Origin of the sequence: Paenibacillus violae (genome assembly GCF_032461945.1) — a bacterium.
Classification (GTDB): domain Bacteria; phylum Bacillota; class Bacilli; order Paenibacillales; family NBRC-103111; genus Paenibacillus_E; species Paenibacillus_E violae.
In genome coordinates, this window is sequence record NZ_JAWCUD010000002.1 from 165,554 (window position 1) to 191,817 (window position 26,264).

A 26,264-nucleotide genomic window follows, 5' to 3' on the forward strand; every position below is an offset into this window, starting at 1 on the left:
CGTACGACTATTCTTCATCCTTATACATTCGAATGATTTGATATTTGGAATCGTCAAGCGCCGGCCCCACTCCAGGGTCTTGCGGCACGGTCAAAATCCCGTTTACCGGCTCCGGGGAATAGGTAAAATAACGGTTTCGATCGGGAATGACCTGATATAAATATTCGGTAAACGGAGATAAGATCTCGGACTGCGCTGCGATAATTTGCGATGCTGCCAAAACCATATGACCGTGCGGAACTACACGAACATTAGGGTAAGAAGTTTCAACCATCTTGCAGATCGCGATCGCTTCGGAGATGCCGCCGCACCATTCCGGATCACATTGAACATAATCCAGCAGTCCTTTATTCAGATATGGCTTCAAGCTCCAACGGGTATAAAGATGCTCCCCGCCCGCCAGTACCGCCGATGGATTCGCTTGTTTGATCCTCATGTATCCTTCAAAGTCATCTGGCGACACTGGCTCTTCGATCCAAACCGGCTGGTAGTTCAGCATTTCCTTGACCATTTCGTTAACCCAAGACAACCTTAGGGTCCTGGTGGATGGATCGTCCAGCTGATCGCTTAACCGGCTTAAGTCATACATCACCTGCGCGTCCTTCGGCAACGATTGGTGAAGCGCTTCCATGATATGAAGATTGTTCTTAACTCCTGCAGCTTCTACCGGTCTGTGCGGAAGGAAGCATTTATGACGCTTGAAACCTTTGTCATACCAAGTGGTCGCCTTCTCCACCGCTTCTTGTGGTGTCTTACTGCCCATGCAACTGACGTAAGCCTCAAGCTCGGTGCGTCCGCCCAGCAGTAGCTGATGCACAGGTTTGCCGCTCGCCTTGCCCCGCAAATCCCATATGGCAATATCGATTGCGCTGAAAGCCGTAATGATTTCCCCTGTTGCGGAATGTCTGGACGTACGGTGCGAACGCCAACTATTGTCGCCGCTTAACGGATCTTTCCCTTGCTCGTACGATGACAGCGAATGTTCCGGATAGACAGCATCCCACAGGGCAGCAAACTCAATTTCGGGATCAAAAATATGACGTTTGGCAAGAAACTTGTTAAACACATGAAGCCGATTTTTGACGGCAAGAAATTGATATTGCCCGTCCAACGGTCCAGCATGCCCCGTTAATCCTCCATAGCAAACAATTTCCACGTACCTTTGCTCATTTTGCAGGTTATGATCGGCTATTTCGATGATTCTGACTTCCTGAATGGTCGTTTCAGCATCCAATGTCATAGGAAAGCGCCTCCGTTTATCCCTAAAATTTTGTTCGTCATTTTGAACCAAGTTTATCAAATTGAACTGTATTGTCAATAGTTAATTGGAATCATCCTTAGGAAATAAAAAAAGAAGCCTGCCAACAAACCGTAGCAGTGCTTCTTCAGGATATTACAACTTCTATTTCAAGTTGATTTTTTTGATTTTCTCTATCTCAATCTTCGGTTCACGCTGAATGGTTAATAACCCATTCACTTCTTGCTGCACATCGGTCAGCTGCGTATAGCAGAAGCCGCTAACATAATCCAAGTTTTTGATAGCCTGGGTAATACTTTCATAACGTGCCAAAAACTCTTCTTCATTTTTGACTTGGTTGCCGTAACCCCAACCTTCCTCGCTCTTGAACGCGATGCCGCCATATTCACTGATAATCACCGGCTGCCCCTTATAGCTATAACCGTTAGCAAAAGGATATCGATGTTTGTCATGCGGAACTTTATTGCTTAGCAGCACTTCTTGATCCTTATACCGAGCTTCGAATACTGCTCCTAGCTCCTCGTAATCATGCAGCGTTATAATATCCGATACGGTGTGCTCCCAACCGTCATTCACAATGACAGGCCGCATTTGGTCATATGATTTAGTCAAATGATAAATCGATTCAGTGAACTGCTGCTGCTTACGGTCCGTAGAGATGCTCGAAACTCCCCACGATTCATTGAACGGAACCCATGTGACAATGCTCGGATGATTATAATGCTGGCGCACAACTTCAATCCATTCCTTCGTGAACCGATGTACCGCATCATCTCCGAACTCATACGTGGATCCGAATTCCGACCATACCAAGAGTCCTTTGCGGTCGGCCCAGTACAAGAACCTAGAATCTTCCAGCTTCTGATGCTTACGAACACCGTTAAATCCGAGGGCCAATGTATTCTCGATATCTTCAATCAGAGCTTCTTCGGATGGCGGTGTAAGATGAGTATCTTCCCAATACCCTTGATCGAGCAACAGACGTTGATAATATGGATGATTATTAAGTAGTACCCGAATGCCCTTAATCTGAATGCGGCGCATGCCGAAATAGGTGTAGACCGTATCGACCGGCTGCCCGTCCTTCTTTAGAACAACTTCCACATCATACAGATTCGGATGATTAGGATGCCAAGCGTAGACTTTCCATTCACCTACATCGTTCATGACGCTTAAATCCACCTTCACAAACTTCCTATCTACATTCGTTTCGGTCGAGCGAATCAGCTTGCCATCGTATCGGACTATTGTCTGCAGCGTGACTCCTTCGAAAGATCGAACGGTGCTTCCCAGCTCATATTCGAACGAAACGGACGCTTCCTCCAGCTTCGGTGTGATCTTCGCATGGCTTACATAGTAAGCATCGACATATTCCAGCCATACGGACTGCCAGATCCCTGTCGTCTGCACATACCAGCAGCCATAGTTCTTGTCGGTCCAACGCTGCTTGCCGCGCGGCTGCATCGTACTGTTTCCATCCTCAACCCGGACGGAAATGCGGTTATTACCGCCTGCCTCCACAGCATCCGTAATATCAAAAGTAAATGCGGAATATCCACCCTCATGCGAGCCGATATAAACGCCATTCACCCAGAGCTTAGCTAAATAGTCGACAGCTTGAAAATGAAGCATGATGCGCTTATCTTTCGTCTCTTCCGGAATAGACACGATCCGTTCGTACCATACGCATGGATGGAACTTCTCCTCACCGATTCCGCTTGCTTTAGTTTCGTATGTAAAAGGAACTTGAATGGTCCGATCTGAGTTGAGATCACTGTTCCAGTTATTCCGTTCTCCTTCGAACGAATCATCAAAGCGGAAGCTCCACTCTCCATTCAACAATTGCCATTCGTCGCGGACCCATATTGGCCGCGGATAATTTTTAACATACTTATGCGTGCTGGTCATGTTCTGGTTACTCTCCTTTTAATTAACTTAATAATTAACTAAATAATAAATAAAAGAACTATTGGTGTCATTATGATAAATTGCTGGCATATTGTCAACAACAAGTTTATTAGTTAATTAACAAGTTACGGATAAAAGAGTCGAACATATGGTTATTGCTGTTATATTGAACAAGCGTTGAAGAAATTCATTTACAATGACTGTTCAAGTCCTTCAAAATTGCACCGCCAATCAGAGTTGTGATTGCACGATGAACAGCATTTCTTTTTGAGTCATAATCATCGTTACCCATCCTTCTTCTTGTGCAAGAAAATGCTCAGCAGAACCCGATTTCCGATATGAGTCACTGCGTAGATTACGGCGGTAAGAAGATGCTCTGACCAAATTAATCCGTAAGCTGCTGCTCCGACAAGCAAAAACTCGATGAAAACGATTAAGGATATTGGTAGAGAGAACCTGGCTTTTGGAGAAATAAATAGTCCCCATATGATTGCGGCTGCTAATGGAAGCAACAGCATAAGGATGAATCTCGCAAAAGTTCCACCACCAAGATGATACCCCCAGACACCCAAAGAACCGAGAAGAAACAGTTCAAGTAAGAACCGGATAACTAGATTGAATGAAACAAACATGGATATTACTCTCCTTTATAAATGAATATAACTGCTGTTTCGTTTATTAAAGTTTATTTTAAAATTATCATTTCAAGATCATATAATCCATAAATTCCCATGCGTTGAGGAAAAAAGAGAGCTCCTGTAATCTCTCAAAATTAAAATAAGGATCTTGTCAAATAGACTTTGACAAGATCCTTACTGTTTTAACTAATATTTAAGCTTCGACTCATTTATAGTTCGACGCAATCGTCTCCAGATATTGCTCGATTGGAACCGAGTTACGAAGGGCCATCAAGCCTTTTCCTGCCTCACCAACGATCGTACGGAATTGATTGCTTTCACCGGTTGCTTGAGCAGCAATAGCATCAACAATCGTTTGTGGATCATCCAGTTGATCTTCAGGGGAATTTGCCATCATATGGCTTACTTTATTTTCTAAATCATTATAAGCATCAATGTTCTCGTTTTTATTCCAGATGACGCTATGCACGAAATTATTACCCTTGGAACCGCCTTGCTCAATAAGACGAAGTTCGATGTTCAGCTGTTTGAGCTCGTAATAAAGACCTTCCGTCAAACCTTCCAAAGCAAACTTGGACATGTTGTACAGGGAACCTAGCGGTACTGCCGTGGTTACACCCATGAAAGAACTAATATTAATAAACATCCCGCCGCCTACCGCTCTGAAATGAGGCAAGAATTTACGAATGACGTTAATCGGGCCGCGGACATTCACCGCAAATTGCCAATCGATGGTACTCTCTTCGGCTAATTCCAACGCCCCGTACGATCCCATCCCTGCATTGTTTACAACAACGTCGATTTTCCCGAAGGTTGCTATCGCATCGTTTACGGCCGAGTTGACTTGGTCCACATTCGTAACGTCAAGCTTGAAGATTTTAATATTATCGTAGGTTGTAAGCTCGGTTTCCTTCTCAGGCGTACGCATCGTCGCGGCCACATTCCAGCCAAGCTTCGCAAAATGAATCGCCGTTAGTTTTCCCAATCCTGAGCTTGTTCCAGTAATAAAAATAGTTTTCTTATTCATGATTAAATCTCCTCCAAATATTATTTGCACAACTGATTTTTTTCAGTCTTCGATGAGCACTATTCTATCGAACATTCAATCTAGAAATGACAAAGCAATGGGTAGGCCTCACAACCATGCACGCTCTTACTTAGATCGAATGTTCATTCTAATAGTAACGTATGACACTATTGTTGTCAATCCAACAGTGGGTTGCACACACCGGGAATTCTTGTTAATGCCCTTCCCTTATATTCAGCTGATTTAAGTGGTGGTGAAATCAGAAAAACGTTAATTACAGACTACACAGTCTAAAATGATTAATAAATTAGTTTAAAATACTCGTCGTTATGGACACAATACCTTCTAAGTAGGAGACGACGTTTAGGCTAACGCAAAAAAGACCCCGTCGTAATGACAAAGTCTTTCTTGCTGCATGAGACACAAACAACATTACCTTTCAAAATCCGATGCATCATGAAAGTTCCTCAGCACCTTTTTGGCTTCATGACGATCTTGAACTTGAAGCTTATTTAAAATATTCGTAACATGGTTGGCGACCGTTTTCGCACTCAAATGCAGACGGGTTGCAATTTGTCCATTGGAGTAACCGTCCGCGATCAGCTCAAGCACTTCCGTCTCTCGGCCCGTCAGTTCGGAGAGTGCCGGATTTAATGGCTGTGATTGCTTCGGCATCGTAAAATAATGCATCATGCGTGAAGCGATATCGGAGCTGAATACTGCCCCGCCGCCACCTACGATTCGAATGGACTGCAGCAGTTCCATCTCCCCGGCATCTTTAAGCACATAACCTCGTGCTCCCATTTGCATGGCCATAAAAACGGACTTGTCGTCTTTTAGCATCGTTACGATGAGTATTTTTTGTTCCGGCTGCTTCTCCCTAATCATCCTCGTCGCTTCAATCCCGTTAATACCGGGCATCCGAATGTCCATAACAATGACATCAGGTAATAAGGAAAAAGCCAGCTGCACGGCTTCTTCCCCGTTCGACGCTTCCCCTATGACTTGCAAATCTTCTGTAGTTCCGATTAAGTTTCGCACGCCTCCACGAAATAGCGGATGATCGTCTGCGAGCAATATTCTCACTTTATTTCCTCCCCACGCAATAACGGCAGCAGCGCCATGACGCGCGTACCGCCCGATTCCATTCTTTCAATTAGGCATTGACCGCCGATCTCTCCCGCTCTCTCGCGAATTGAGGTCAATCCAATGCCCCCATTTACTGATGGCTTTATCGGAATAGGAATGCCCTTCCCGTTATCGATAACTTCGACTTGCAGCTCTTGCGCCGGCGTCAACCGAATATATACATCGCAAGCCTTTGCCTCAGCATGCTTTATCACGTTAACTAAAGACTCTGTTACAATACGATACGCCGCGACCTCCACCGCTGCTGGTAAAGCTGGAAGCTCTTCCAGCACGTGTAGATTCACACGAATTGGATCATGATTCCGTGTAGCTGCCATTTGCGAGGAGGTCTTTAAGATCTCGTCAATACGTGCCTCAATTGAGCCAAGCAGCCCAAATTCATCCAGCGTCGGTGGACGCAAATCGTGTACCATTGTACGGATTTCGTTAACGGTCGTTCGGATGACCTGCCTTAGCTCTCCCAGTAGTTCGATCGCCGTATCCGGACTTTTTCGAATATACTGCTCAGCAGCCGCTGCGTTAAACGCGAGCGACATCAAACGCGGAGCAAGCTCGTCGTGAAGATTTCTACGGATTTGCCTTCTCTCCTCTTCACGAGCAAGCACTAGACGTTCGCGGGATTCCTGTAAATCTTTGGCCAAAAGTTTCATTCCAGCGGTCATTTTTATATTTTTGGCGATTGGCACGGCTTGACGAAGCAAAACATCCAGCAATCTGCTGTCTTCCGAGCTGAATGCCTCTCCTGGCGAACGACTCGACAACCAGAGCGAACCTAACTCTTCACCGCTGTGAATAAGAGGAAATACGTGCAAATCGTATTTTTTTTCACCGACGGATATCGCCATCGTCTCTTGACCGTTCATTCCGATTGAGATACTGACATGCGGAAGCCGAAGCGCATCTTGAATGCTTCGAGCAACGGCATCTAGCACTTTTTCGGGCGCCATCGGTTTTATCAGACTATCTCCCAACTCGACAAGCACTGCAAACGGATCATCGTGTCTGCCTTTCATCAAGCGATTCACGATACGCTGAAGCCATTGTTTAAGCGGAGCGAAGAGAATAGCGACGATGGAGGTGGCGATCAGGGAGATGATATAGCTTTTCTCCGTACGAAACACGCTGCTTAAATATAGTACAGAAGCAGAATAGACGAGTACAATGGCAAGGGACAATACGCCGTAGACAAGAGTCCGATTGACGAGTGGATCGATATCCCATAAACGATGACGAAGGACGGCAAATGCGAGCGTCAAAGGAATAATGGAGACAAAAATATGTAAAGCGATGGTTAAATACATATAAGATATCGGGCTGAAAGCCGCATCTGAAACAAAAAAGGCACCTATTCCGAAAAAACCAAGAAACGAAATGGTAACGCCATAGACAACCCATTTCGTCTGCTGCTTCTGCTCAGAATTAGAAACCTTCCTATATCGATAAATTTGCGAATAAATCATACTGCCGATGGCAGTTAAATAATACAAAAACCTCGCAGTTGAGGACCATTGTTGCAAATCGATACCGGTATCCGGAAATAGAAAGCTGGCAATCTGTAGTAAGCTAAACGGGATCCAAACGAAGAGTGTCCAGAATGGTGTTAACTTTCCGCTCGGAAATAATAAGAAAAACAAAAATAACGTTAACCATCCGATCGTACTGATGGCATCCGGCCACCTCTGCAGCGCCTTGCTCCCTTCAGATGCAATATAGACGAGCGAGGGAAACGTAGTACCATACGCAACGAGCGCAAGCATAGCAAGCTTGCCCATCATCTCACGCCTGCTCTTCCAGAGTATGATACCGGCGCCCGTATAAAAGAGAAAGGCAAGACCGCTGTCTATCGCGACCAAAGCCGCTGCATAGGAATCAACCGTTAAACCGTACTTATTCAGAACTTCTAAGGTTGTCGGCGGAACTGGAGCCGATCGACCGCATGACTGCAGGATGCATTGATCGCGCAACGTTTCATAATAGCCTGAAATACTGCTTATGAAGAAAATAACAAAAATGGCACTAATCGCAACCATAAGCACCTGCAATAGCCGCTCCATTTGACTACTCAGTTTCATTCTTAAGAGTCTCATCTCTCCTCCTAAATGACCAATGAAAGCTATATGGAAATTATAACCGTTGCCTCTGAATCTGTATATGACTTGCGGCTTGCTTCCCGGATCTACCCATAAATCTTCCTGTCTTTACTAGGTAGGGGTTACTCTCGTTGGCAGGAACAATCATTTGGTACAATTCGTAACAAGGAAGTCAATAAATATTGGAGGTTGGTCAAAATGACTGTAGACAAAGTTGTGAAATCACTCGGATTTTTTTGTTTCATAGCAGGCATTGTTCGAATTGGAATGACACCATCGTCGCTCATCTGGGGAGATGACAGTACGCCGGAAGTAATTTGCGGGTTTATCGCTTGTATCCTGATGGCAATAAGTTCTATCGGACTATATATGGCACAATCTAAGGAGACCGGCGTTTTGGGATTTATTTCTAGTTTGCTTATCATGATCGGTAATTTGCTTGTTGCCTCTAACTTTTACGGTTTGTTTGCATACGGCGAATATGCGAAAAAAGGGCAGCTGTTCGTTGATATCACAGGTGCTTTCTCCGGCATGGGGATGCTGCTTGGAACTATTATCCTAATGATTGTTACTTACAGAGCTAAAGTATTTCCACGTTGGACGGTTATCCTTTTTATTCTCATGCTCATATCGTTCGGTATGCCCGGGCTTGAGAAATGGTTTGCGTTCTTCTGGGGCTTGGTGTATGTAGGAATGGGCTATATGATATGGACAGGAAATTTTTACACTAAGGTGAATACAAAGGAATTAACCGCATAATTACTAGCAAGGTACTCTGGCCGTGAGGTCAGAGTTTTTTTTGCATATTAGGAAGGCTTAACTGTACTGCATGCAAAAAGACTGCCCTTCGGCAGCCTAATCGCATGTTTGAATCACGATTTAAGGTATCTTAACGTTGAGTTCAGCGAGATAATTGGTTGTAGATACTCCTATTGGAGGACCGAATTCGAATTCAACTGACGCTGCATATTTGCCGGTAGAATCACTAATCTGTAAGGAAATTGGCGCATGCCCTTCTGGTACCCATCTCGCAGTAGCCTTGTAACGTCCAATTGGTATTTGATCAATACCCGCTCCATTTGAAACCGGACCTCCGCGTTTCGTTATCGTTTGACCGCTACTACCATCGAGCAGTGGACCGACGGGTGTCAGCGTGATTTCCAGATCGCTCATATCAAACTCCGGCAGCGAATCGTCCGATGATGTAAAATTCGGATACATATAAATCAGTCCATTAAATTTGCTCCAGGTAAAATTGCGGACGGCTCCAGTACTTCCCGAAAACGGAAGATCCTTATCAGCGTCTAAGTGGAAAGTGTAATCCATTTCGTTAAAGGACTTAGTTACATCAGCACCCATATGCCATGATGTAGCTACCTGAGGCAGCTCGATCCGATAGTGTCCTGATTCATCAGTAACCCCAAGAATATTGCTGTCGTAAAGCATTGTGTTATCGGCGAAAACAACAATATCAGAGAGAGGCTGCCCTTTTGCGTCACGCACATACCCTTTAACGACATACGGCTCAGCCACCTCTACCACTGGATCAGGGATTGGAGCAGGGGAAGGCACCGGAGTTGGTGTTGGTGTTGGTGGCTTTGAAGCCTCATCAGCTTCATCAATCCGAACTGTTGCCTCGTTACCATTTCTGGAGTACGACACCTTGTACCCACTGTTTTCCGCTACAAATCTAAGCGGGACTAAGGTGCTCCCATTCACGATTTGAGCAGGGACATCCAAGCTCACGTTTTTTCCATTCACGACTGCGGTGGTACTGTTAATTGTCAATTCAATCGTAAGTCCATCTTTGATTCCGATCGCTTTTTGGGACCCTTCAGTTTCTTTCCACTGAACCACGAAACCAAGCGTTTCAAATAATTTACGGAATGGAACGAGTGTTGAACCATCTTTCAGTACGGTACTGACTTGATCAAACTGAATCTCTTGACCATTAAAAAGCACGTGAATTAACGGACTATCTGGAGTTGGAGCTGGAGTTGGAGCTGGAGTTGGAGTTGGGGTTGGGGTCTGAGGTGTGGGTACAGGTTGCGGTGTCGGGCTTGAAGAGCTAGTACCCTCCCCTGTTGTCATTGGACTTTTATATTTTATCGGTTTGGAAACGACGGTACCTTGCGGAGTCAAGATTTCTAAGACATAATATTGCGTTTCCTTGATCGTGCCGTTATCGCTGGCGTAGAGGTCTAAGTTAAGCTCTCCTTCGAATTCACCCACGGGCTCTTTAATATCCTTACGAAATCCTGGGTTAATGATGATGCTTTCATGTGATGTACCGCTTGACGATGTAACGGTTTTATCCTGCATAATGCCGAGCAGCCACCCCGTTGTTACATGGTTGGTTCTCCATACCCCTTGGTAATTATCCTTGCCATATGCATCCGTGGAACGTAATACGACGGAATTAATAACCGTATTCTGAGCTAGATTCAGCCGCAGCTTGAAGTGACCATCTTTGTTGCCTTCAGGTGTAAAATCAGCTGCACCTACGATATCAGATGACGTATCAAGCAGACTGAACTCCTTAATCTGCACGCCTGCAGGAGGCGTCTCTCCAAAAGCACCGGCGATACTACCGAACCCCAAACAGCCCGCCAGTAAAAATGTGATGGCTGAAGTTTGTTTTCGCTTGTTGAACTTCAATGTCATAGATTCAATTCTCTCCCTTTGTAATTTACTTGTATTTATTCAAATACTTCCAGTAAACGGCTCTTTACGCCTCTGGTCTCGCTTCTGGTTTGGCTGCCAATATCACTCCCGGTTTTGTGGTTTTCATTGCCTCTGGTTTTGCTTCCGGCTTTGCACTAACCGTTGCGGGAACAGCCATTGATGCAAGAATGGCAGCCCCTAAAATCCATTTCAATCCTTTGTTCACATTGATCATCTTTATTACCTCCAACTATTGAGTTTGCTTGCTGGATTTATCATACAACACGTGTAATTCACTTATCTTGAGGCACAGTTGGGAAATGTTTGGGATAAATTCGGGAAATACCTAGGAAGATTTTCGGGAATCATAAATCACTTACCTAATAACCTCGTCTTACAACCTGCTAAATAAAAAAGCGTTCACTCGGTAGAGTAAACGCCTCATTTTTTGGAATCTTTATTAAGCTCACATTCGGCCGGGTGTTACGCTGGAGAGAGTAACCTGGTTGCCTTGAAGGGTGAGCGACGCATTGTAATACCCCCTCCCGCATGCAGAACTGTTGCATCGGCAGTTGTAGGCTCCGGAACAGCCGCAAACATAGAATCTCGTTTTAGTAAATCCCGTATAAATGGTGGAGGTATTTTCAAAGAACGTGTGCGCATGATGCGTAAAAATGCCGAGCACTTTATCCCGGACGCTTGCGGGAATCGCATTGAAGAAATGCCCCGTCTCCTCTGCGCTCAGCACATGTGAGGAGTCCACCGTAATGCCGTTCACACGTAGCGGCCAGTGACAATCGATCAAGTAGTAATAGTTAGCGCTAAGCGATTTTAGTAGGGATATGCTGTCATAACTGAACTTGCCCGGTGCATTATCAAGCCAGACATACTTTACTCTGCTACCCGTTCCTGGAAAATTCGTCATCCCAAGCACCGGATTCAAATATTTCCGGAATTGCTCCCGCGTATCGTCCTCCCAATTACCGATGGATGCCTTGTAGGGAATGCTGGTCCCGAGCGCGCTCGACACAGCATCCTTGAACGCCTGGTAATCGCTGTCCGCCTGAGTGCCTTTCGACCCATGCTTGTTATCTCCGCCAAAAATAACAAACCTCGTACTGCCGGGACGAACGGCTTTAGGCAGTATGCTTTTAAAAATACTCAGGCTGTTCGAATAGCCGACATGACAGTCACCAATGATCGAAAAATTGACGGTCTGGGCAGCTGTAGTTTTGTGGTTTGGCCAAAGGACCTGACCAGGAAACGAATACAGACGGGGCTTAGACTTGCGGACTTCCCCTGCTCTCATAAATAAATCACCCTTTCGGAGACGCCATAAGCAAAATAATATGGTTATAGACTTCTTTTTTGAGTAAGGCATATAATACAATTTATGAGTTAGTAGTCGAAAGGATGTGTCATACAATTGGCCTCAGCAAGCAGTTCAATTCAGCAAATTCCCTATTATAAGAACTATTGGGTATCCCGGATGTTATCCTCAATTGCCTTTCAGATGCTGTCTGTAGCAATCGGTTGGCAAATGTATGAGTTGACCCATGATGCCTTCAGTCTCGGTCTTGTTGGACTAGCCCAATTTCTCCCCATGGTTCTGTTGACCTTGGTCGTTGGGCATTTCGCAGACCGCTATGACCGGCGATATATTGTTTTTCTCTGCCAAATCGTAGAGGGCCTTATCGCCTTACTGCTTTTATCAGGTAGTCTTACAAATTCGTTAGGTCAGCATCATATCTTACTAATGGCAGCCGTTCTAGGAGCCTGCCGCGCATTCGAAGGTCCTTCCTCCTCGGCTTTATTGCCTCAATTAGTACCAAAGGAATTCCTTCAACAAGCGATATCCTGGAACACCTCGGTCGGACAATTATCGCAGATACTTGGACCATCGATGGGGGGATTACTTTATTGGGCAGGCTCATCTTTCGTTTATACGGCTGCGTCGCTAGCCCTTTTAACCGCGGGTGTCCTAACCTTCTTCATCCGTTCAACGCCTATAGTGCGCAAATCCGAGCCGGTATCTCTACGTTCCCTCTTCTCTGGCATCATGTTTGTTTACCGCCAACCGATCATCCTTGGGACGATATCACTTGACCTTTTTGCTGTACTGTTGGGTGGTGCAACCGCTTTATTACCAATATTTTCACAGGATATTCTACATACGGGACCGTGGGGACTAGGATTAATGAGGACCTCACCAGCCATCGGTGCTTTGTTAATGTCGATAGTCTTGGTCTATTATCCACTGAAGAAAGCTGTTGGCTACATTCTGTTTGCAGCCCTCGCCGTCTTTGGATTAGCGACTATGCTTTTCGCCGTTTCGAGCCATTTATTCATTTCCCTTGTGGCATTATTCTTCATCGGTGCTTCAGATGTGATTAGCGTCATCATTCGGTCATCTCTCGTACAACTACAAACTCCGGATGAAATGCGGGGGCGGGTCAATGCCGTTAACTCCCTTTTTATCGGTACTTCTAATCAGTTGGGAGAGTTTGAGTCGGGGACTTTAGCCGGATTTATTGGAGCAGTTCCAGCCGTATTCGTCGGTGGTCTCGGTACGATTGCAATCGCTGGTCTCTGGATGTTTCTATTCCCATCACTTCGAAAAATGCGGACTTTATCCGAGCCGTCGTAAATGTTTCAATTCGCTTCTACTGCCAGAAATAGAGTATAGTAGGAGTAGTTGAAAATATATTCCAGGAGGCTATAACCATGTCACAAGACATTTGGATTAACTTGCCGGTCAAAGATGTTAAGAGGTCAACCGCCTTTTTTAATGAGATTGGATTCCAAGCAGTGAGTATGGGGAACGAGAGAGCCAAGCTTTCTGTAGGCCAAACAACGATATTGCTGTTCCCGGATGGAGTTTTTGAGCAATTTACAGGTTCAAAAGTCGCAGATACTTCCCAAAACGCAGAAGTCATATTTTCTATTGGCGCTAACAGCAGAGAAGAAGTAGATGCCTTTATTCAAAAAGTAGAGTTTGCCGGAGGAAGTATCTTTGGGAAGCCAAGTGAAACGGACGGTTGGATGTACGGCGCAGGCTTTGCCGACTTGGACGGTCACCGCTGGAACCTGTTGTACATGGATGAGAGCAAAATGCCTAAACGCTAATAGGAAACACCGGTCACCTGATTAAGGTCACCGGTGTTTTTTGTCTCTTTTAATCTAGTACGGCCGACATATGTGCTTTCGTTACGGACCAGTGGGAGGTAGCCCAGTACTTGGCTTTATCCTTGATATAGATCATTTGCGGTGATTCATGTTTCACGCTCAGATCGTCAGCGATCTGGTTGGATACCGGACGGGATTGAATCACTTTAACAAGTGTGTAATCGATATCCGGGTTCGGATTATTTGTTAAATACTCTTCGTATTCCTTTAACGCATTCGCGCTAACAGGGCAAGTCGTACTATGCTTTAAAATAACTTGTCCGCGTTCAGATGATTTCATAAATAATTCATTCCATTCTTCCAGTGTAGATATTTCTCTCCAAACCATAGAAAGTCATCTCCTCTTATAAAAAAGAAATAATTACTTTTGTTGCAGTACTTGCAGCATTGCCGCTACAACGCCGTTATGATTAGATAAGTGTGCCGCGGTTGTAAGAACAAGCTCTCCGAAATTTTCAGCCTTTTTAAAGTTTTCAGGTACTGACTCTTCTAATCTGTCTTTCGTGGAATTATAGAGATGCTCGCGTTGTTGTTTCAATAATTCAATCATTGTATCCCAGTCAGGCATCTGTTTTTGTTGATCTTGACTCCAATCGATTGCCTTTGTTCCATAGTCGAACAGGTCATAGTAGAGATCAGGCACGACTTTGAGCGTGGGCTGTTGGGCAAGTGCAAATACATGAAATTCAGTAACTCGAAGCACATGGCCTAAATGCCAATAAAGGCTTGTGTTGAAACCATCTGGGATGGTTTTCCTTTGATCTTCAGGACATTTAGCTAGCAATTTCAAAAAATTGTCATGCTCAACATTATAAAGGTGAAATACAAATTCTTTTCTCATATATAGTCTCTCCCTTAAGTTAGCATTTTTATTAACAGTAATATTTTTTCACAGTTTCGATTACACTACTTCATGACCTTCCTTATTTACTCACTTGCGACGCTGAGCCTCACCACCTTTCGAATTTTAACTTACTAGTAGATAAGTTTTACGTGATAATAAAACCGCCTTTTATGATTTAACTAGACGGTTAATTTGTGTCTGAACGAGCGATAACACATCTTTGCCTAATGCTCGCTTATATTGCAAAGCACCTTTTAAACATGACAGTACAGTATAGACTACAGCTTCAATATCTTTGGATTGGTTTGCCGGTTTAGTTCCTTGTTCATCCGTTAAAATAGTTGTTATTACCTTAATTTCAAATTCACTTAATTCCTGTACCTTTACTCGTATAACATCTGGCAAGGATGCAAAATCAGATTGTAGAGAAGAAATAGGACATATTTCGTCGCTGGACAAGGGTGCGTACTGTCTTTCAAAATATAGCATCAACTTCTCTTCGACAGTCATTACAGAGCTCTTAATCAGCTTCAAGAACTGTTCCAAATTCTCTTGCACCTTCCCCATTAGGGCTAAGCCTAAATCCTCCTTCTTTTCAAAATGATAATGAATGCTTGCCTTAGTTACACCTAGTTGCTTGGATAAATCGTCGTAACTGATAGCAACATAACCTTTTTCTCGAATAAGCTGCAGCGCCAGGTCAACAATTTGTGTTTTTCTGTTCTTCATATCTGTATATTACTTACTAGTAGGTAAAAAGTCAACTAAAAAAAGCTGTTTATCAGCTCAACTCCTCTTTCGCATGTTCACTATCTTAACTCGATAGCCTGATATCCTCCAATGACTAGTACAGAGACTCTCCTCGCTACTTCCTCTTGATTCATTAAAACGTTGCCAGAAGCCCATTGAATTTCACCTTCATTTATCATGTTTGCAAAAACAGGCACATAAAGTGGTACGACCAAACCAATATAGCTGCTGCGGCATTTTATTTTCGGTTGTTTATAAAAATAGCATGCACATGAAACGAGCTGTTTTATATTATCCTGATCGAATTTCACAGTACCTGATGTATATTCCACTATAGCAGCTGAAGCTGAGTCTCCAATCATGTAGTCCAATAACTCGTACATATCATTGAAATGCGCATAGAATGTAGCACGATTCACCTGTGCTCTTTGGGAAATATCCGCTATTCTTATTTTTTCGAAATCCTTTTCAGAAACTAACTGCAAAAAAGCGTTGATTAGTGACTGCTTAGTTTGTGTATTTCGTACATTCAATACTTTAGTCCCCATTTTCATCATGATGACGATCTGTCCGACTGTTTTGTTCGACATAAAGGAGTCGATACTGATTGACACTGGTATGCCTGGATCTGCCCCGGGAATCCTTGAGCTTATCCAGCGAGCGGGCATTAGACAACGACTAAGCACCATCCTTTTAACCCATCAAGATATTGATCATATCGGAGGCCTCCCAACCTTTAAAGCGGATATTCCGGGGCTTCTAGTTTATGCACATGAAAAGGATCAGGCAGTTATAAATGGGAAGCAGCCGATGGTAAAAGTACAACTGGAAAGACTAGCCGGTCTGTTGGCTACACTTCCAAAGAAGACGCAAAGCGATTTTAAAGCAGCTTTCGTTAAGCCAACGAGTGCAAATGTTAATCGTATAAAGGTAGACGGAGAAACACTGCCATTTGCTGGTGGGATCAAAATGATTCACACGCCAGGCCATACACCTGGGCATGTCTGTTTCTATCATCTGCCCAGTAAGACGTTAGTCGCGGGAGATGCTATGGTGATCGAAAATGGAGAACTCAAAGGCCCCGTTGAAGCCTTAACACCGGATTTGAGAACTGCGCTTCAATCATTGAAGAAGTTCAAGATGTATGACATTGAAAATGTCATCTGCTACCATGGTGGGCGATTACGCGGCAATATCAGAGAGAGGATTGCTGCTTTGACGGACAGGATATAGAAAAGAATCAGGCAGCCGCTTATTGTCGGATACACATAAATATGAAAAAAAAGCATTCTAATCTTCTCTTTTTTGGCTTTGAATCTTTGTGTAAAGTTGGTATAGATTCATATCTGATTTTTCAAGGGAAAGGGGCTTTCAGATTGCTGGGGATATTCGGAATATCGGGTCTTTCTTTTTTGCTTGTAGCGTTATTTACACCACTTCTCATTTGGGGGCTTCGAACCTTGAAGCTTACTCAACCCATTCGCTCTCAGCTTCCTCCTGACCATCAAGCTAAGCAAGGGACACCGCTGATGGCTGGCCTCATTTTGCTTATCGGTGTGGCAACTTCCTTACAATTTCACCCTGCACCATTGATGCTTTTTTTGAGCGTTACATTTCTCTTATTCAGTTCAGTCGGGTTTATGGATGACTTCAAAAAGGCAGCGAAGCAAGATCCATCGGGCATTTCGGGACGGACAAAATTAGTGTTTCAATTCGCATTTACCGGAATTTTACTGGTCACTTTGTTCAGTTCCTTTAATCTGACAAGCGAAATATCTTTGTTCAGTGGTTACCAACTGCACTTGCCCGTTTATGCGTACATAATTATCATGTCATTTTTTGTGGTTGGATCTGCAAATGCTATTAACTTTACTGACGGTTTAGACGGGCTATTGATTAATGTTGCAATACCCACTTATTTTTTCTTTTTTCTAATCTCAAACAAACAGGAAGTACAAATATTTTCCCTCGTCATGATAAGCTGTCTGCTTGGATTATTTTTCTATAATATTTACCCGGCCAAAGCGTTTATGGGGGATACCGGATCGCTTGCTATTGGAGGCTCCCTCTCCTTCTTAGCAATAATTGAAAAGGTAGAGTTATTAATTCCAATCCTGTTTTCGGTTTATCTAGCTGAACAATTCTCAGTCATCTTGCAAGTCTGGTACTATAAACGCACGAAATTGCGACTATTTAAAATGGCACCTATTCATTATCATTTCAGTTTGAAATATGGCTGGAGCGAGAATAAGATCGTCATGATATTTGGGTTCATTTCTTGGATGTCTGCTCTTATCTGTTGGTTTATTTGGAAATATGCACTATAAATGTTTAAACGCTACTGACATACTGTTGTCAGTAGCGTTTTTATATAATCGGAATAAGTAACCGAAAGGAGTGGAAGATAGATGCGAAGTCTTTTAACACAAAAAGATGTGATGCAGTTTTGTATCATTTATTATAGGAAGGGTGGTATTTCATGAATTTTGCTTCTGTACGCATCATTACCGACGGCGTGGATCGTCTTGTTGAGTTCTATGAGAAAGTTTTGGGTGTCTCTGCGGAGCGCCCCGCACCTGTCTTTGCCGAATTTGTTATGCCATCATGCACACTGGCGATCGGCCACTCCCAGACAGTGCAACTGTTCGGCGCTGGTTCCGCCGTGGCGGCCGACAATCGCACCGTCATCCTCGAGTTTCACGTCCACAATGTCGATGCCGAATACGAACGCTTGAAGCCGTTTGTCGTCGAGTGGGTAAAAGAACCAACCACGATGCCGTGGGGGAACCGTGCTGTGCTGTTTCGCGATCCCGACGGTAACCTGATTAATCTCTTCACACCGGTGACCGAGGATGCGATCAAACGGTTCAGCGGTAGGCTTTGACGAACAGTTAAAGTTGAATGAGGTGAAATTTCGTAGTTAGTTATTTTACTGACAGCTTTATAGTAAGAGACCATAACATCGAGCTATGGTCTCTTTTTTTGTCTAACTTCTTCTTTATTTATGTTCGAAGAATATATAAACCTTTAGAGTAGACTTAGCTATCATCCTACATTAATCATATGTTTGATCATTGACTAGTCCCCTAATAAAAGTTTCAAAATCTTTCGCCAGAAACGTAATATGATAATTACCCTCTTGATCTACGTGCACTACTTCCGGCTCTCCGTCTTTGCCGCACTTTCGATAATCAAGCATGATTACATCGTGACCAGCAGACGGACAATCGCAAATTACTATGCCAATAGCTGGATATTGCCATTCATCAATCATAAATTGACTCCCGAGATTTCCGCATAACGAGTAATTTTTGGTTCGACCGATACCCATAATACCTGTAATTGCAATGTGGTCTTCCGCCCATGATGTAGGACTCGTAGTGGGAAAACAAGTATTTTTCGGTATTCCACCATTCTGTAATTTCATTAGACTTACATAAGAAGTCGGTAATTTGTAATTCAATTCGTTTTCGATTGATTTAATAAGTTCGTCTGATGGATAATCTTCCACATAGGCTTTTAATGCATAGTCACTTTTCTCCCAAAAGTCGGCAAGATTAAAATTCATAAAATATTCCATGGCAAGGTATACCCCCAGTTTTTGAGAACCTAAGTTAATTTAATAACCAGCTGCCTAAATGCTTCACAATTTAACAAGTATTCATCCTCTAATCCAATTTCCTAATCAAATAAGAACCAAACTAAAAGCAACACAATAACCAACAGCAAATGAAAAAGTGGAATGGCCGAAATGAGTAACATTCCTTGCTTTCGCTTGACGATCGCGAGAATCAAACACACCAAATACGTAATCAAATACAGGCTGGACACGATTACAAATGCGTATACGACAAATAATAACAGGGCGCTATCGCCTTCCGACCGAACCCCAGCTATCTGCATGATGTTTGCAATCATCAAGAAAGTATAAGGCAGCAATGCAAGTCCGCCTATGACAAGGAATATGATGCTTAACGCTTTTTTGTTCATAATGATGCTCCTCTCTTCCCTTTCCCTATCACGATTTCAACCTCGCTTCATCCTTTTATTCCAAAAATTATTATATCACAGCACAACACAATGAAATGAGAAAACTGTCAAAGCCAGAGAGCGTTTATACCACTTTAGGTAACGAAAAGTTGGGATATTCTCACTTATATAATATATTCGTAAAATGAAGCAGGACTTTTGGCCCAAAGCTAGTAATTATAAGAATATTATTATTACTTTAGAGGGTGTAAAATGGATTTTTTGTCGTTTATTGACTTAACTTTGTTTTTACTTTTGTTTGCATTATTTGTCTATGTATTTGCTTCCGTTACAATCACGATTTTGCACAAAGTTTATTTAACATTCCATTTTTGTATGATGTTCTGGCCTATCTGCCAATTTGCCATTAGAGCGGTGGACACTCCCAAAGTTCAATTATTTTATTTAAAACTATCTTTTATCGACATGTGCTTGATTGCCGTCGGTTGGCTTCTTTTCACTATATTTCTCACTGGACATGCACAATTTCTGAGAAAAAAAATATCAATATTGCTTTTTGTTCCGGCTCTATTCGTAGCAATCTGCGTCATTGCCAATCCAAATGGTAAGTTCGTTCTACCTTTGCAAGGTAATTACATCCACAGGTCTTATGGACTCCTTTTTTGGTATCTCATTACGGTCTTAATTGGCTATATTGCCGTTTCGTTATATCTTATGAGTCGAGCATTACTATCCGACAAGGCACCACGTATCAAAACGCAGGTCAAGCAAGTGTTTAAAGGAATTACGGTAATGACCGTTTTCATATTATTAGATATTTTCTTTAATGTTGTCCTTAATTTACCTTTACCCGCCATTCCAGGGTTGACATCATTAGGCATATTACTTTCTGTCATTTTCTTTGTTATAGCCATTCATCGCGATAAAGCATTTGATATTGTGAAAATAGCTCATCAAGATATTATAGACACAATAGATCATGGGATTCTGGTACTCGATGATAATGAAGTAGTTGTGGAAATAAATCGCGCTCTACTTCCTCATATTGACTTCCGAATAGGATCCCTTTTTGATATGGCCAATCTTCTCTCTAAAGGGCAATCTAGGAGCAATATTCACTTGTTCCTTCAAACGTATCAAAAGCACCCTTTGAAGAGAACGCAGATCGAAATGAAGTTCCATAATGGAAAACATGTCAATATTCAAACGGCACCTATCAGCGTTGATAATGAAATAGTGGGACGAGTTATCACATTTCAAGATGTGAGTGAACTTTATCGTCTTATTCATGAAACGAATTTTCAGAACGAAATCCTGCAAGAACGCAACCAATCATTAATTATCAAACAAGATGAACTCTCTCTAACAAACCGGAAACTTGAAAAGATGGCCATAACGGATGGTCTGACAGGTATTTATAATCGCCTTTACCTGACACAAAAGTTAGAGAAAGAAGTAGTGAATAATATCAAACACCAAATCCCGTTCTCAGTAATTTTATTAGATATCGACTATTTTAAGTTCATCAACGACAGTTACGGCCATTTAGTCGGTGATCAAATGATAATTAGCACAGTGACAGCAATCCAACAAACCCTACGGCAAACGGATATTTTGGCTCGTTATGGCGGGGAGGAATTTATCATCTATTTACCGCGAACGGGTCAATTACAGGCAAATCTCTTAGCTGAGCGAGTCAAATCCACCGTTGAATCCAATAAGATGATCGTTAAAAATTCACCTCAATCTTTATCGATTACAATCAGTATCGGATTACTAACGATTAATAATTTCACTATGGAAAGTCTAAGAAGTCCTCATACATATTTAAACGAATTGCTTGAATCTGTAGATAAAGCTTTGTATAAAGCAAAAGAAGAAGGCCGAAATCGGATCGTCAGTGTTGTAAGATAAAAAAAGATTGAACTAACGTTCACCCATTAGTTCAATCTTTTTTTGCTTTCATATCATTCCTCTCCAAGCTCGTGCACGTTCTTTCATTTCCTCTACAAAAGATCGCTTATAGTTCTAATACCCAAGTAAGGTGTAAAACTTATCTCATTATTTCTTACAATCGAATAAATGGATACAATCTTTAAAGCGACTTTTTCTCGAATCGTTAATCAGAGGGCTTTCCATGTGCTACAAGTCCGTTTTTATTAACCAATAATCATTAGCATCCCATTTAATAATCTTTATAGATACACCAACAGTTTGGCGGCAAATATGTTTTAACGTGCAAAAAACCAGCAAACAAAAGTTTGCTGGTTTCTTCTCTATCCCGTCATGATCCGTTCGACTGGATAACGATATTTGGGGTCGTCTTGCTTGCCCCGAAGAAAGAAGAAGCAAGTGGTTAAGCCAATTCTTCCGAGAAACATGAGCACCATAAGGAGACATTGAGAGAACATGCCAAGATCCGGCGTAACGCCAAGAGATAAGCCCACAGTGCCAAAGGCAGAGCATACCTCCAATATAATCGCGATTAGCGGCAGTTCATGATTCACATTGCAGATGGCAATAACCGATATCACGCATAGTACAGTGGCGAGAAGAAAAATGGCGAGTGCTTTCAGAATATCTTCCTGATGCACCTCTCTTCGGAATAACTTGATGGAGCGATAGCCTCTCGAGAACTGATAAATGAAAAGCATATTTAAAGCAAACGTTGTGGTACGGATTCCTCCGCCTACGGAATTGGGAGATCCCCCGATAAACATATATAAACTCATTAAGAGAAGTGTTGGTACGGATAAATGATTAATGTCCATCGTTGTAAGCCCTGCGCTTCTCGTTGTTGCAGTTTGGAAAAAAGCATAGAAAAACCTTTCCATCAAAGGCATGTCTTTTAAAAAATGATCGCTCTCAAATAGCAGCATAAGGATCGTCCCGAGCACAAGAAGAAATCCATAAGTAACTGTCGTTATTTTTGTAAAAAGCGAAAAGCGAAAGATCTCTTTAGACCTTGTTCTAAGATGGGTGATAAACGCCTTTCCTTCAATTAACACGGGAAAACCAATAGCTCCGAAAATGATCAATGCAACTGTAAGCAACTGTACAAAGTAATCGTTCGCATACGGAATCAGCGATTGTCCGGTAATATCCATACCGGCATTCGTCGTTGCGCTGACTGAGGCAAATAAGCCCTGAAGAAACGCATCCTGCCATCGATCATAATACGCTAAGAAACGGATCCCGAAAATAAGTCCCCCAATAAGCTCTGTAAGAAGGGTAATCACTAATATTTCTCTCATCATATGTACGAGACCTGACATTTCAAACCGATTATTATCTGCCATGATGAGACGGCGCTGGCTTAATCCGATTCGTCGGTCAAACAGGAGCCAAAAAAAAGTGCTCATCGCCATAATACCGATTCCCCCAAATTGCAAAACCAGCATGATGACAAAATAACCGAAGACGCTGTAGGTTTCTGCAACATTAAATACGGCAAGTCCCGTATCGCTTGCAACACTTACTGCGGTAAAGACTGTTTGGAAGAAAGAAACATGAACGCCAGGCTTTTGTACAGCAGGGATACTAAATAATACAATGGAAATTATCATGGCCAAAAAATAATAACCAGTAATCACTTGGGCGGGTGATCGTTTTTCTATCCAATTTCTTAATCTGGACCGTCCAGAGCGCATGTTCCTCCTCCTTAATCACTTGTTGACGCAGAATAGTACTACCATTTTTTGCCCAAATATCATAGGTATTATTCTTCTCATCAACAATTAACCGCGGCGTCTGCTCCCTTATCGTGATAAATGCATCATCAGTCCACATTCATGCTAAAGTGTTCTATCTGCAAAATCCATAAAGCACTTCCAGTCATAGCGAGTAATGTCGTGTTTTCCTTCTCTGAGATGATAGCCCACTCTCTCGCTGCACACAGGAGAATTCATAGGCGGCATCTGGTCAGTATCTAAAGCGCTGAATCCATAAAGCGTATAGACCGGTTGCGCAAGAAGTAAACCTAAAAACTCGGATTCAGGATCAGCCCAATTGTCTTCTGAAGCGCTGGCTACATAGAGATGACGGGGGGCAATGAGCGATAGCAATAGATGTTGATCTATCGGCAGTTCATCTTCCCGTTCATTAAACTTCTTATAGTTATCGTTAAACCAATGCAGATTTCCACGGTTAATGTTCAAGAGCCTCTCTCCTGTCTTGCCTCGCGAAATGGCTGCTCCCGAACAGCCGGAATCATTGCTGACAACTAAGGCGAATCGCTCATCCAACGCACCCGCCCACAAGCAGGCTTTACCGCTTCTGGAATAACCGACAATGGCTACCCGCTCTGAATCAATACGGGAATCCGTCTCCAAATAGTCCATGACACGGCTCGAGCCCCATGCCCATGCGGACATAGCTCCCCAGGCATCCGGCGATCGTGAATGATCTGGCGAATCGAATACACCGTGGACCCCATTCTGATAGCCTTCATCATAAAAATCCGGGTCCAAATCTTCCACATGGTAGGAAACAGCCGCATAACCTCGGGAAACAATATCCTTCACCGGCCAATAAGCCGAACATTCCTCTACTTCCACTTCTGACACACGTTGACCTTTGATTGCCGCGTAGATAAAAGCAGGTACCCTTGACTCGGTTACTGGGATATAGAGCTGTAAACGAATAAGTCCTTCGCCGCCTAGCCCTGTAAATTTGATATCGATCTGTTTATGTACAACTGTTCCCTGCATAACCAGCCTTTCCATCACGACATGAAATCGTAAGGAATCGGGACGGCCAACCGGCTCTCTTCCATACACATATTCACGATATAATTCGATAATTTCAGGACGTCTGAAACTTCTCCAATCTTCAACAGTCTTAACACGACGGCCATTGCTGCTTTCAAAAAGCTCTGGTAGTGATCTTTTTCTCTCCTCCATCCGATTCCTCCCCCTCGTATTTATTTCTTCGCTTCAGCAGTTAAAATCTTGATTTAACCTTATTACGGATCCACTTCGTATGAATTAGGGGGCTATTTCATTTTTATAGGTTATTAATTCCATCTTTTTCTAAGTGTGATTGCAGGTGACGTAATCGAAGGTTTATTGGGAGTGAAAGAACAAGGTTACGAATTAGGCTCTGCCGCGGCAAATCCTCGTTTAGAGAAAGTCGTAGGAAGTCGTTCATGTTTCCTCCTCTTTCCTTGCAACAGTGTCTAACAAGATAAATGAGTAATGTTAGCAAACTCAAATAATTTAAATTCTTTACCAACACAACTAATTCTAGTTATAGAGCATTCTGCAATCAAATTGCTTTGTTCATTTATAAAATTGGAGTGTGTATGATTAAGCTCATCTTGAGAGAATTCATTTAACAAAAAGTCTGTTATCAATCCGCCGTGAGTAACAATAACGATACTTTCACATGGAAATTCAACTGATAATTCTATTAAGCATGAAGATAATCGTTCGCCTGCTCTCCTTGCAGAATCACCGATAGGTGGCAAAAAGTCTCTTTCCCTCGTACATTGGTTCCACATATCTACAAATTCTTCAAAGGTTTGTCCTGGCAGGTCCCCCCAATTAGCACGCTCTCGTAAGCGAATATCCTCGACAAATGGTATTTTGGCTGCCTTTCCGATAATCTGAGCTGTTTGTTTTGCTCTTTTTAGCGGACTGCTGAATATTCTTGATATGGGAAATTTATTTAGATATCTTGCTGTAACATGCGCTTGCTCTAAACCTTCAACTGAGATGGAGACATCACCAGCATCCTTTTCTTTAATCGCGTGTCTAACAAGGTAAAAATCAGTGCTCATTTTATCACTCCACCAGGGACCATTTTGATGTCAGTCTAATTAGTCAATTATCTAATTAGATTATAAAACAATTCTAGATCATCAAAAAGATACAAAGGGTTTATTTTGCCCGTTAATTCAAAAAACGGCAGCCATTTGCTGGCTGCCTACTTCTTTTGATAATTAATCCATATATTGCTCGTCTGACTCATTTAAAGCTGCAAACAAAATTTTCTCTGCGACCATTTCAGGAGTATCTTTTGGAGAAGAAGAACCTTGTTGTTGCTGCTCATGAGCCCCTAGAGCGTTCTTGCCAAAATCCGTTGCGGTTGAGCGCGGATAAACGGTTATTAGACGGATATGATCTGAGGCTAACTCATCTCGTGCTGTATCGGAAATCATGTTCAAAGCAGCTTTGGTTGCAGCATAAGCACCCAATCCAGCAATATGCATCTTGGATACCACAGAGCTTATATTGATGATCATACCTCCCCCTTGCCTTCGCATGACAGGGATCGCAGATTGCATAGCTGCTATCGGTCCTAGTACATTGAGTTCGAAGATCTTGCGGAAGTCATCAGGATTTAGGTCAGCAACCTTGCCAACTGCAGCTTGTCCTACGTTATTGATGACCACATCCAGGCGGCCAAAGTGGAGCACCGTTTCCTCGATGGCTCGTTGTACTTGCCTGGGATCACTCACGTCAGCAGGCATAGCGACAGCATCAATACCCTGGTTCTGTAATTCCTTGGCGAGATGATTTAGTACATCGGCAGATCGGGCTACTAGTGCTAATTTAGCACCGGCAGCAGCAAATTGTCTTACTGTGCCTAAGCCGATACCAGCAGATGCTCCAGTTATAAAAACGACCTTGTTACGAATTTCCATAATAAATATTCCTTTCTTGTAGGAGATTAGCCTAACCGCTTCTGTGAAGAAACCGATCCAGCAGTCCTGAAAATGAAATCAATGCATGATATCAGCAAGCTTCAAAGTGCTTTG

25 protein-coding genes and 1 pseudogene are annotated in these 26,264 nt (G+C 42.9%); 7 read left to right on the forward strand and 19 right to left on the reverse strand.

Going from position 1 to position 26,264, the window contains the following annotated elements; translation table 11 throughout:
• Positions 1-7: 7 nt before the first annotated feature.
• The 6 genes from RQP52_RS07740 to RQP52_RS07765 form a co-directional block, all read right to left on the reverse strand.
• Complete coding sequence (locus tag RQP52_RS07740; protein WP_315950627.1) at positions 8-1,240, reverse strand: mandelate racemase/muconate lactonizing enzyme family protein; 1,233 nt, start codon at positions 1,238-1,240, stop codon at positions 8-10.
• Positions 1,241-1,402: 162 nt separating this feature from the next.
• Positions 1,403-3,166 (reverse strand): glycoside hydrolase family 2 protein, encoded by a 1,764-nt coding sequence (locus RQP52_RS07745; protein ID WP_315950628.1) that lies wholly within the window; start codon positions 3,164-3,166, stop codon positions 1,403-1,405.
• A 284-nt stretch (positions 3,167-3,450) separates the two neighbouring features.
• Positions 3,451-3,798, reverse strand: coding sequence for a YrdB family protein (locus tag RQP52_RS07750; RefSeq protein ID WP_315950629.1), 348 nt, complete (start codon positions 3,796-3,798; stop codon positions 3,451-3,453).
• Positions 3,799-4,009: 211 nt separating this feature from the next.
• On the reverse strand, positions 4,010-4,831 hold the full coding sequence (locus RQP52_RS07755; protein WP_315950630.1) for an SDR family oxidoreductase: 822 nt from the start codon (positions 4,829-4,831) through the stop codon (positions 4,010-4,012).
• A 432-nt stretch (positions 4,832-5,263) separates the two neighbouring features.
• Positions 5,264-5,917 carry a response regulator transcription factor gene (locus RQP52_RS07760; protein WP_315950632.1) on the reverse strand — a complete coding sequence of 218 codons (654 nt, stop codon included), beginning with the start codon at positions 5,915-5,917 and terminating at the stop codon, positions 5,264-5,266.
• Positions 5,914-8,067: a sensor histidine kinase gene (locus RQP52_RS07765; RefSeq protein ID WP_315950635.1), complete on the reverse strand. Its 2,154-nt coding sequence runs from the start codon at positions 8,065-8,067 to the stop codon at positions 5,914-5,916. Before RQP52_RS07765 ends, RQP52_RS07760 begins: the two co-directional genes overlap by 4 nt.
• A 201-nt stretch (positions 8,068-8,268) precedes the next feature.
• Between RQP52_RS07765 and RQP52_RS07770 the strand changes: the two genes are divergently transcribed.
• The gene (locus RQP52_RS07770) at positions 8,269-8,829 is read left to right on the forward strand and encodes a hypothetical protein (protein WP_315950636.1); all 561 of its coding nucleotides are present in this window, start codon (positions 8,269-8,271) and stop codon (positions 8,827-8,829) included.
• Between the two features lie 120 nt (positions 8,830-8,949).
• Here the strand turns inward: RQP52_RS07770 and RQP52_RS07775 are convergent, their stop codons facing one another.
• The 3 genes from RQP52_RS07775 to RQP52_RS07785 form a co-directional block, all read right to left on the reverse strand.
• A complete protein-coding gene (locus RQP52_RS07775; RefSeq protein WP_315950637.1) occupies positions 8,950-10,734 on the reverse strand; it encodes a copper amine oxidase N-terminal domain-containing protein in 1,785 nt (594 codons plus the stop codon).
• A gap of 64 nt (positions 10,735-10,798) precedes the next feature.
• Positions 10,799-10,969, reverse strand: coding sequence for a hypothetical protein (locus tag RQP52_RS07780; RefSeq protein ID WP_315950639.1), 171 nt, complete (start codon positions 10,967-10,969; stop codon positions 10,799-10,801).
• 231 nt (positions 10,970-11,200) lie between these two features.
• Complete coding sequence (locus RQP52_RS07785) at positions 11,201-12,043, reverse strand: metallophosphoesterase (RefSeq protein ID WP_315950641.1); 843 nt, start codon at positions 12,041-12,043, stop codon at positions 11,201-11,203.
• Positions 12,044-12,160: 117 nt separating this feature from the next.
• On the opposite strand from RQP52_RS07785, the gene RQP52_RS07790 reads away from it, so the two are divergent.
• Both RQP52_RS07790 and RQP52_RS07795 read left to right on the forward strand, forming a co-directional pair.
• Entirely contained in the window at positions 12,161-13,381 is a 1,221-nt protein-coding gene (locus RQP52_RS07790; protein WP_315950643.1) for an MFS transporter, read from the forward strand.
• A 77-nt stretch (positions 13,382-13,458) separates the two neighbouring features.
• The gene (locus tag RQP52_RS07795; protein ID WP_315950645.1) at positions 13,459-13,860 is read left to right on the forward strand and encodes a VOC family protein; all 402 of its coding nucleotides are present in this window, start codon (positions 13,459-13,461) and stop codon (positions 13,858-13,860) included.
• Positions 13,861-13,909: 49 nt separating this feature from the next.
• Here RQP52_RS07795 and ytxJ read toward each other — a convergent pair whose 3' ends face one another.
• From ytxJ to RQP52_RS07815, 4 genes are all read right to left on the reverse strand, one after another.
• Positions 13,910-14,248, reverse strand: a complete 339-nt coding sequence (gene ytxJ / locus RQP52_RS07800) for a bacillithiol system redox-active protein YtxJ (RefSeq protein WP_315950647.1) — start codon at positions 14,246-14,248, stop codon at positions 13,910-13,912.
• A 33-nt stretch (positions 14,249-14,281) separates the two neighbouring features.
• Positions 14,282-14,761 carry a DinB family protein gene (locus RQP52_RS07805; protein WP_315950648.1) on the reverse strand — a complete coding sequence of 160 codons (480 nt, stop codon included), beginning with the start codon at positions 14,759-14,761 and terminating at the stop codon, positions 14,282-14,284.
• A gap of 171 nt (positions 14,762-14,932) precedes the next feature.
• A complete protein-coding gene (locus RQP52_RS07810; RefSeq protein ID WP_315950649.1) occupies positions 14,933-15,493 on the reverse strand; it encodes a TetR/AcrR family transcriptional regulator in 561 nt (186 codons plus the stop codon).
• Between the two features lie 80 nt (positions 15,494-15,573).
• Entirely contained in the window at positions 15,574-16,071 is a 498-nt protein-coding gene (locus RQP52_RS07815; protein WP_315950651.1) for a TetR/AcrR family transcriptional regulator, read from the reverse strand.
• Between the two features lies 1 nt (position 16,072).
• Between RQP52_RS07815 and RQP52_RS07820 the strand changes: the two genes are divergently transcribed.
• The 3 genes from RQP52_RS07820 to RQP52_RS07830 all read left to right on the forward strand — a co-directional run bounded on the left by RQP52_RS07820 (position 16,073) and on the right by RQP52_RS07830 (position 18,398).
• Positions 16,073-16,747, forward strand: a complete 675-nt coding sequence (locus RQP52_RS07820) for an MBL fold metallo-hydrolase (protein WP_315951485.1) — start codon at positions 16,073-16,075, stop codon at positions 16,745-16,747.
• A 41-nt stretch (positions 16,748-16,788) separates the two neighbouring features.
• Positions 16,789-17,841, forward strand: a complete 1,053-nt coding sequence (gene mraY / locus RQP52_RS07825; protein WP_315950652.1) for a phospho-N-acetylmuramoyl-pentapeptide-transferase — start codon at positions 16,789-16,791, stop codon at positions 17,839-17,841.
• 152 nt (positions 17,842-17,993) lie between these two features.
• On the forward strand, positions 17,994-18,398 hold the full coding sequence (locus tag RQP52_RS07830) for a VOC family protein (RefSeq protein WP_315950654.1): 405 nt from the start codon (positions 17,994-17,996) through the stop codon (positions 18,396-18,398).
• 174 nt (positions 18,399-18,572) lie between these two features.
• On the opposite strand, the pseudogene RQP52_RS07835 reads toward RQP52_RS07830, so the two are convergent.
• Positions 18,573-19,094 (reverse strand): annotated as a pseudogene (locus RQP52_RS07835) (SMI1/KNR4 family protein); the annotation flags it as partial.
• Positions 19,095-19,195: 101 nt separating this feature from the next.
• On the reverse strand, positions 19,196-19,504 hold the full coding sequence (locus RQP52_RS07840) for a hypothetical protein (protein WP_315950656.1): 309 nt from the start codon (positions 19,502-19,504) through the stop codon (positions 19,196-19,198).
• 252 nt (positions 19,505-19,756) lie between these two features.
• Between RQP52_RS07840 and RQP52_RS07845 the strand changes: the two genes are divergently transcribed.
• A complete protein-coding gene (locus RQP52_RS07845) occupies positions 19,757-21,418 on the forward strand; it encodes a histidine kinase N-terminal 7TM domain-containing diguanylate cyclase (RefSeq protein WP_315950657.1) in 1,662 nt (553 codons plus the stop codon).
• A 362-nt stretch (positions 21,419-21,780) separates the two neighbouring features.
• Here RQP52_RS07845 and RQP52_RS07850 read toward each other — a convergent pair whose 3' ends face one another.
• The 4 genes from RQP52_RS07850 to RQP52_RS07865 form a co-directional block, all read right to left on the reverse strand.
• On the reverse strand, positions 21,781-23,154 hold the full coding sequence (locus RQP52_RS07850) for a TrkH family potassium uptake protein (protein ID WP_315950658.1): 1,374 nt from the start codon (positions 23,152-23,154) through the stop codon (positions 21,781-21,783).
• A gap of 144 nt (positions 23,155-23,298) precedes the next feature.
• Positions 23,299-24,405 carry a glucuronyl esterase domain-containing protein gene (locus RQP52_RS07855; RefSeq protein WP_315950659.1) on the reverse strand — a complete coding sequence of 369 codons (1,107 nt, stop codon included), beginning with the start codon at positions 24,403-24,405 and terminating at the stop codon, positions 23,299-23,301.
• A gap of 275 nt (positions 24,406-24,680) precedes the next feature.
• Positions 24,681-25,283 (reverse strand): histidine phosphatase family protein, encoded by a 603-nt coding sequence (locus RQP52_RS07860; protein ID WP_315950660.1) that lies wholly within the window; start codon positions 25,281-25,283, stop codon positions 24,681-24,683.
• A 162-nt stretch (positions 25,284-25,445) separates the two neighbouring features.
• Positions 25,446-26,150: an SDR family NAD(P)-dependent oxidoreductase gene (locus RQP52_RS07865; RefSeq protein WP_315950661.1), complete on the reverse strand. Its 705-nt coding sequence runs from the start codon at positions 26,148-26,150 to the stop codon at positions 25,446-25,448.
• Between the last annotated feature and the right edge of the window lie 114 nt (positions 26,151-26,264).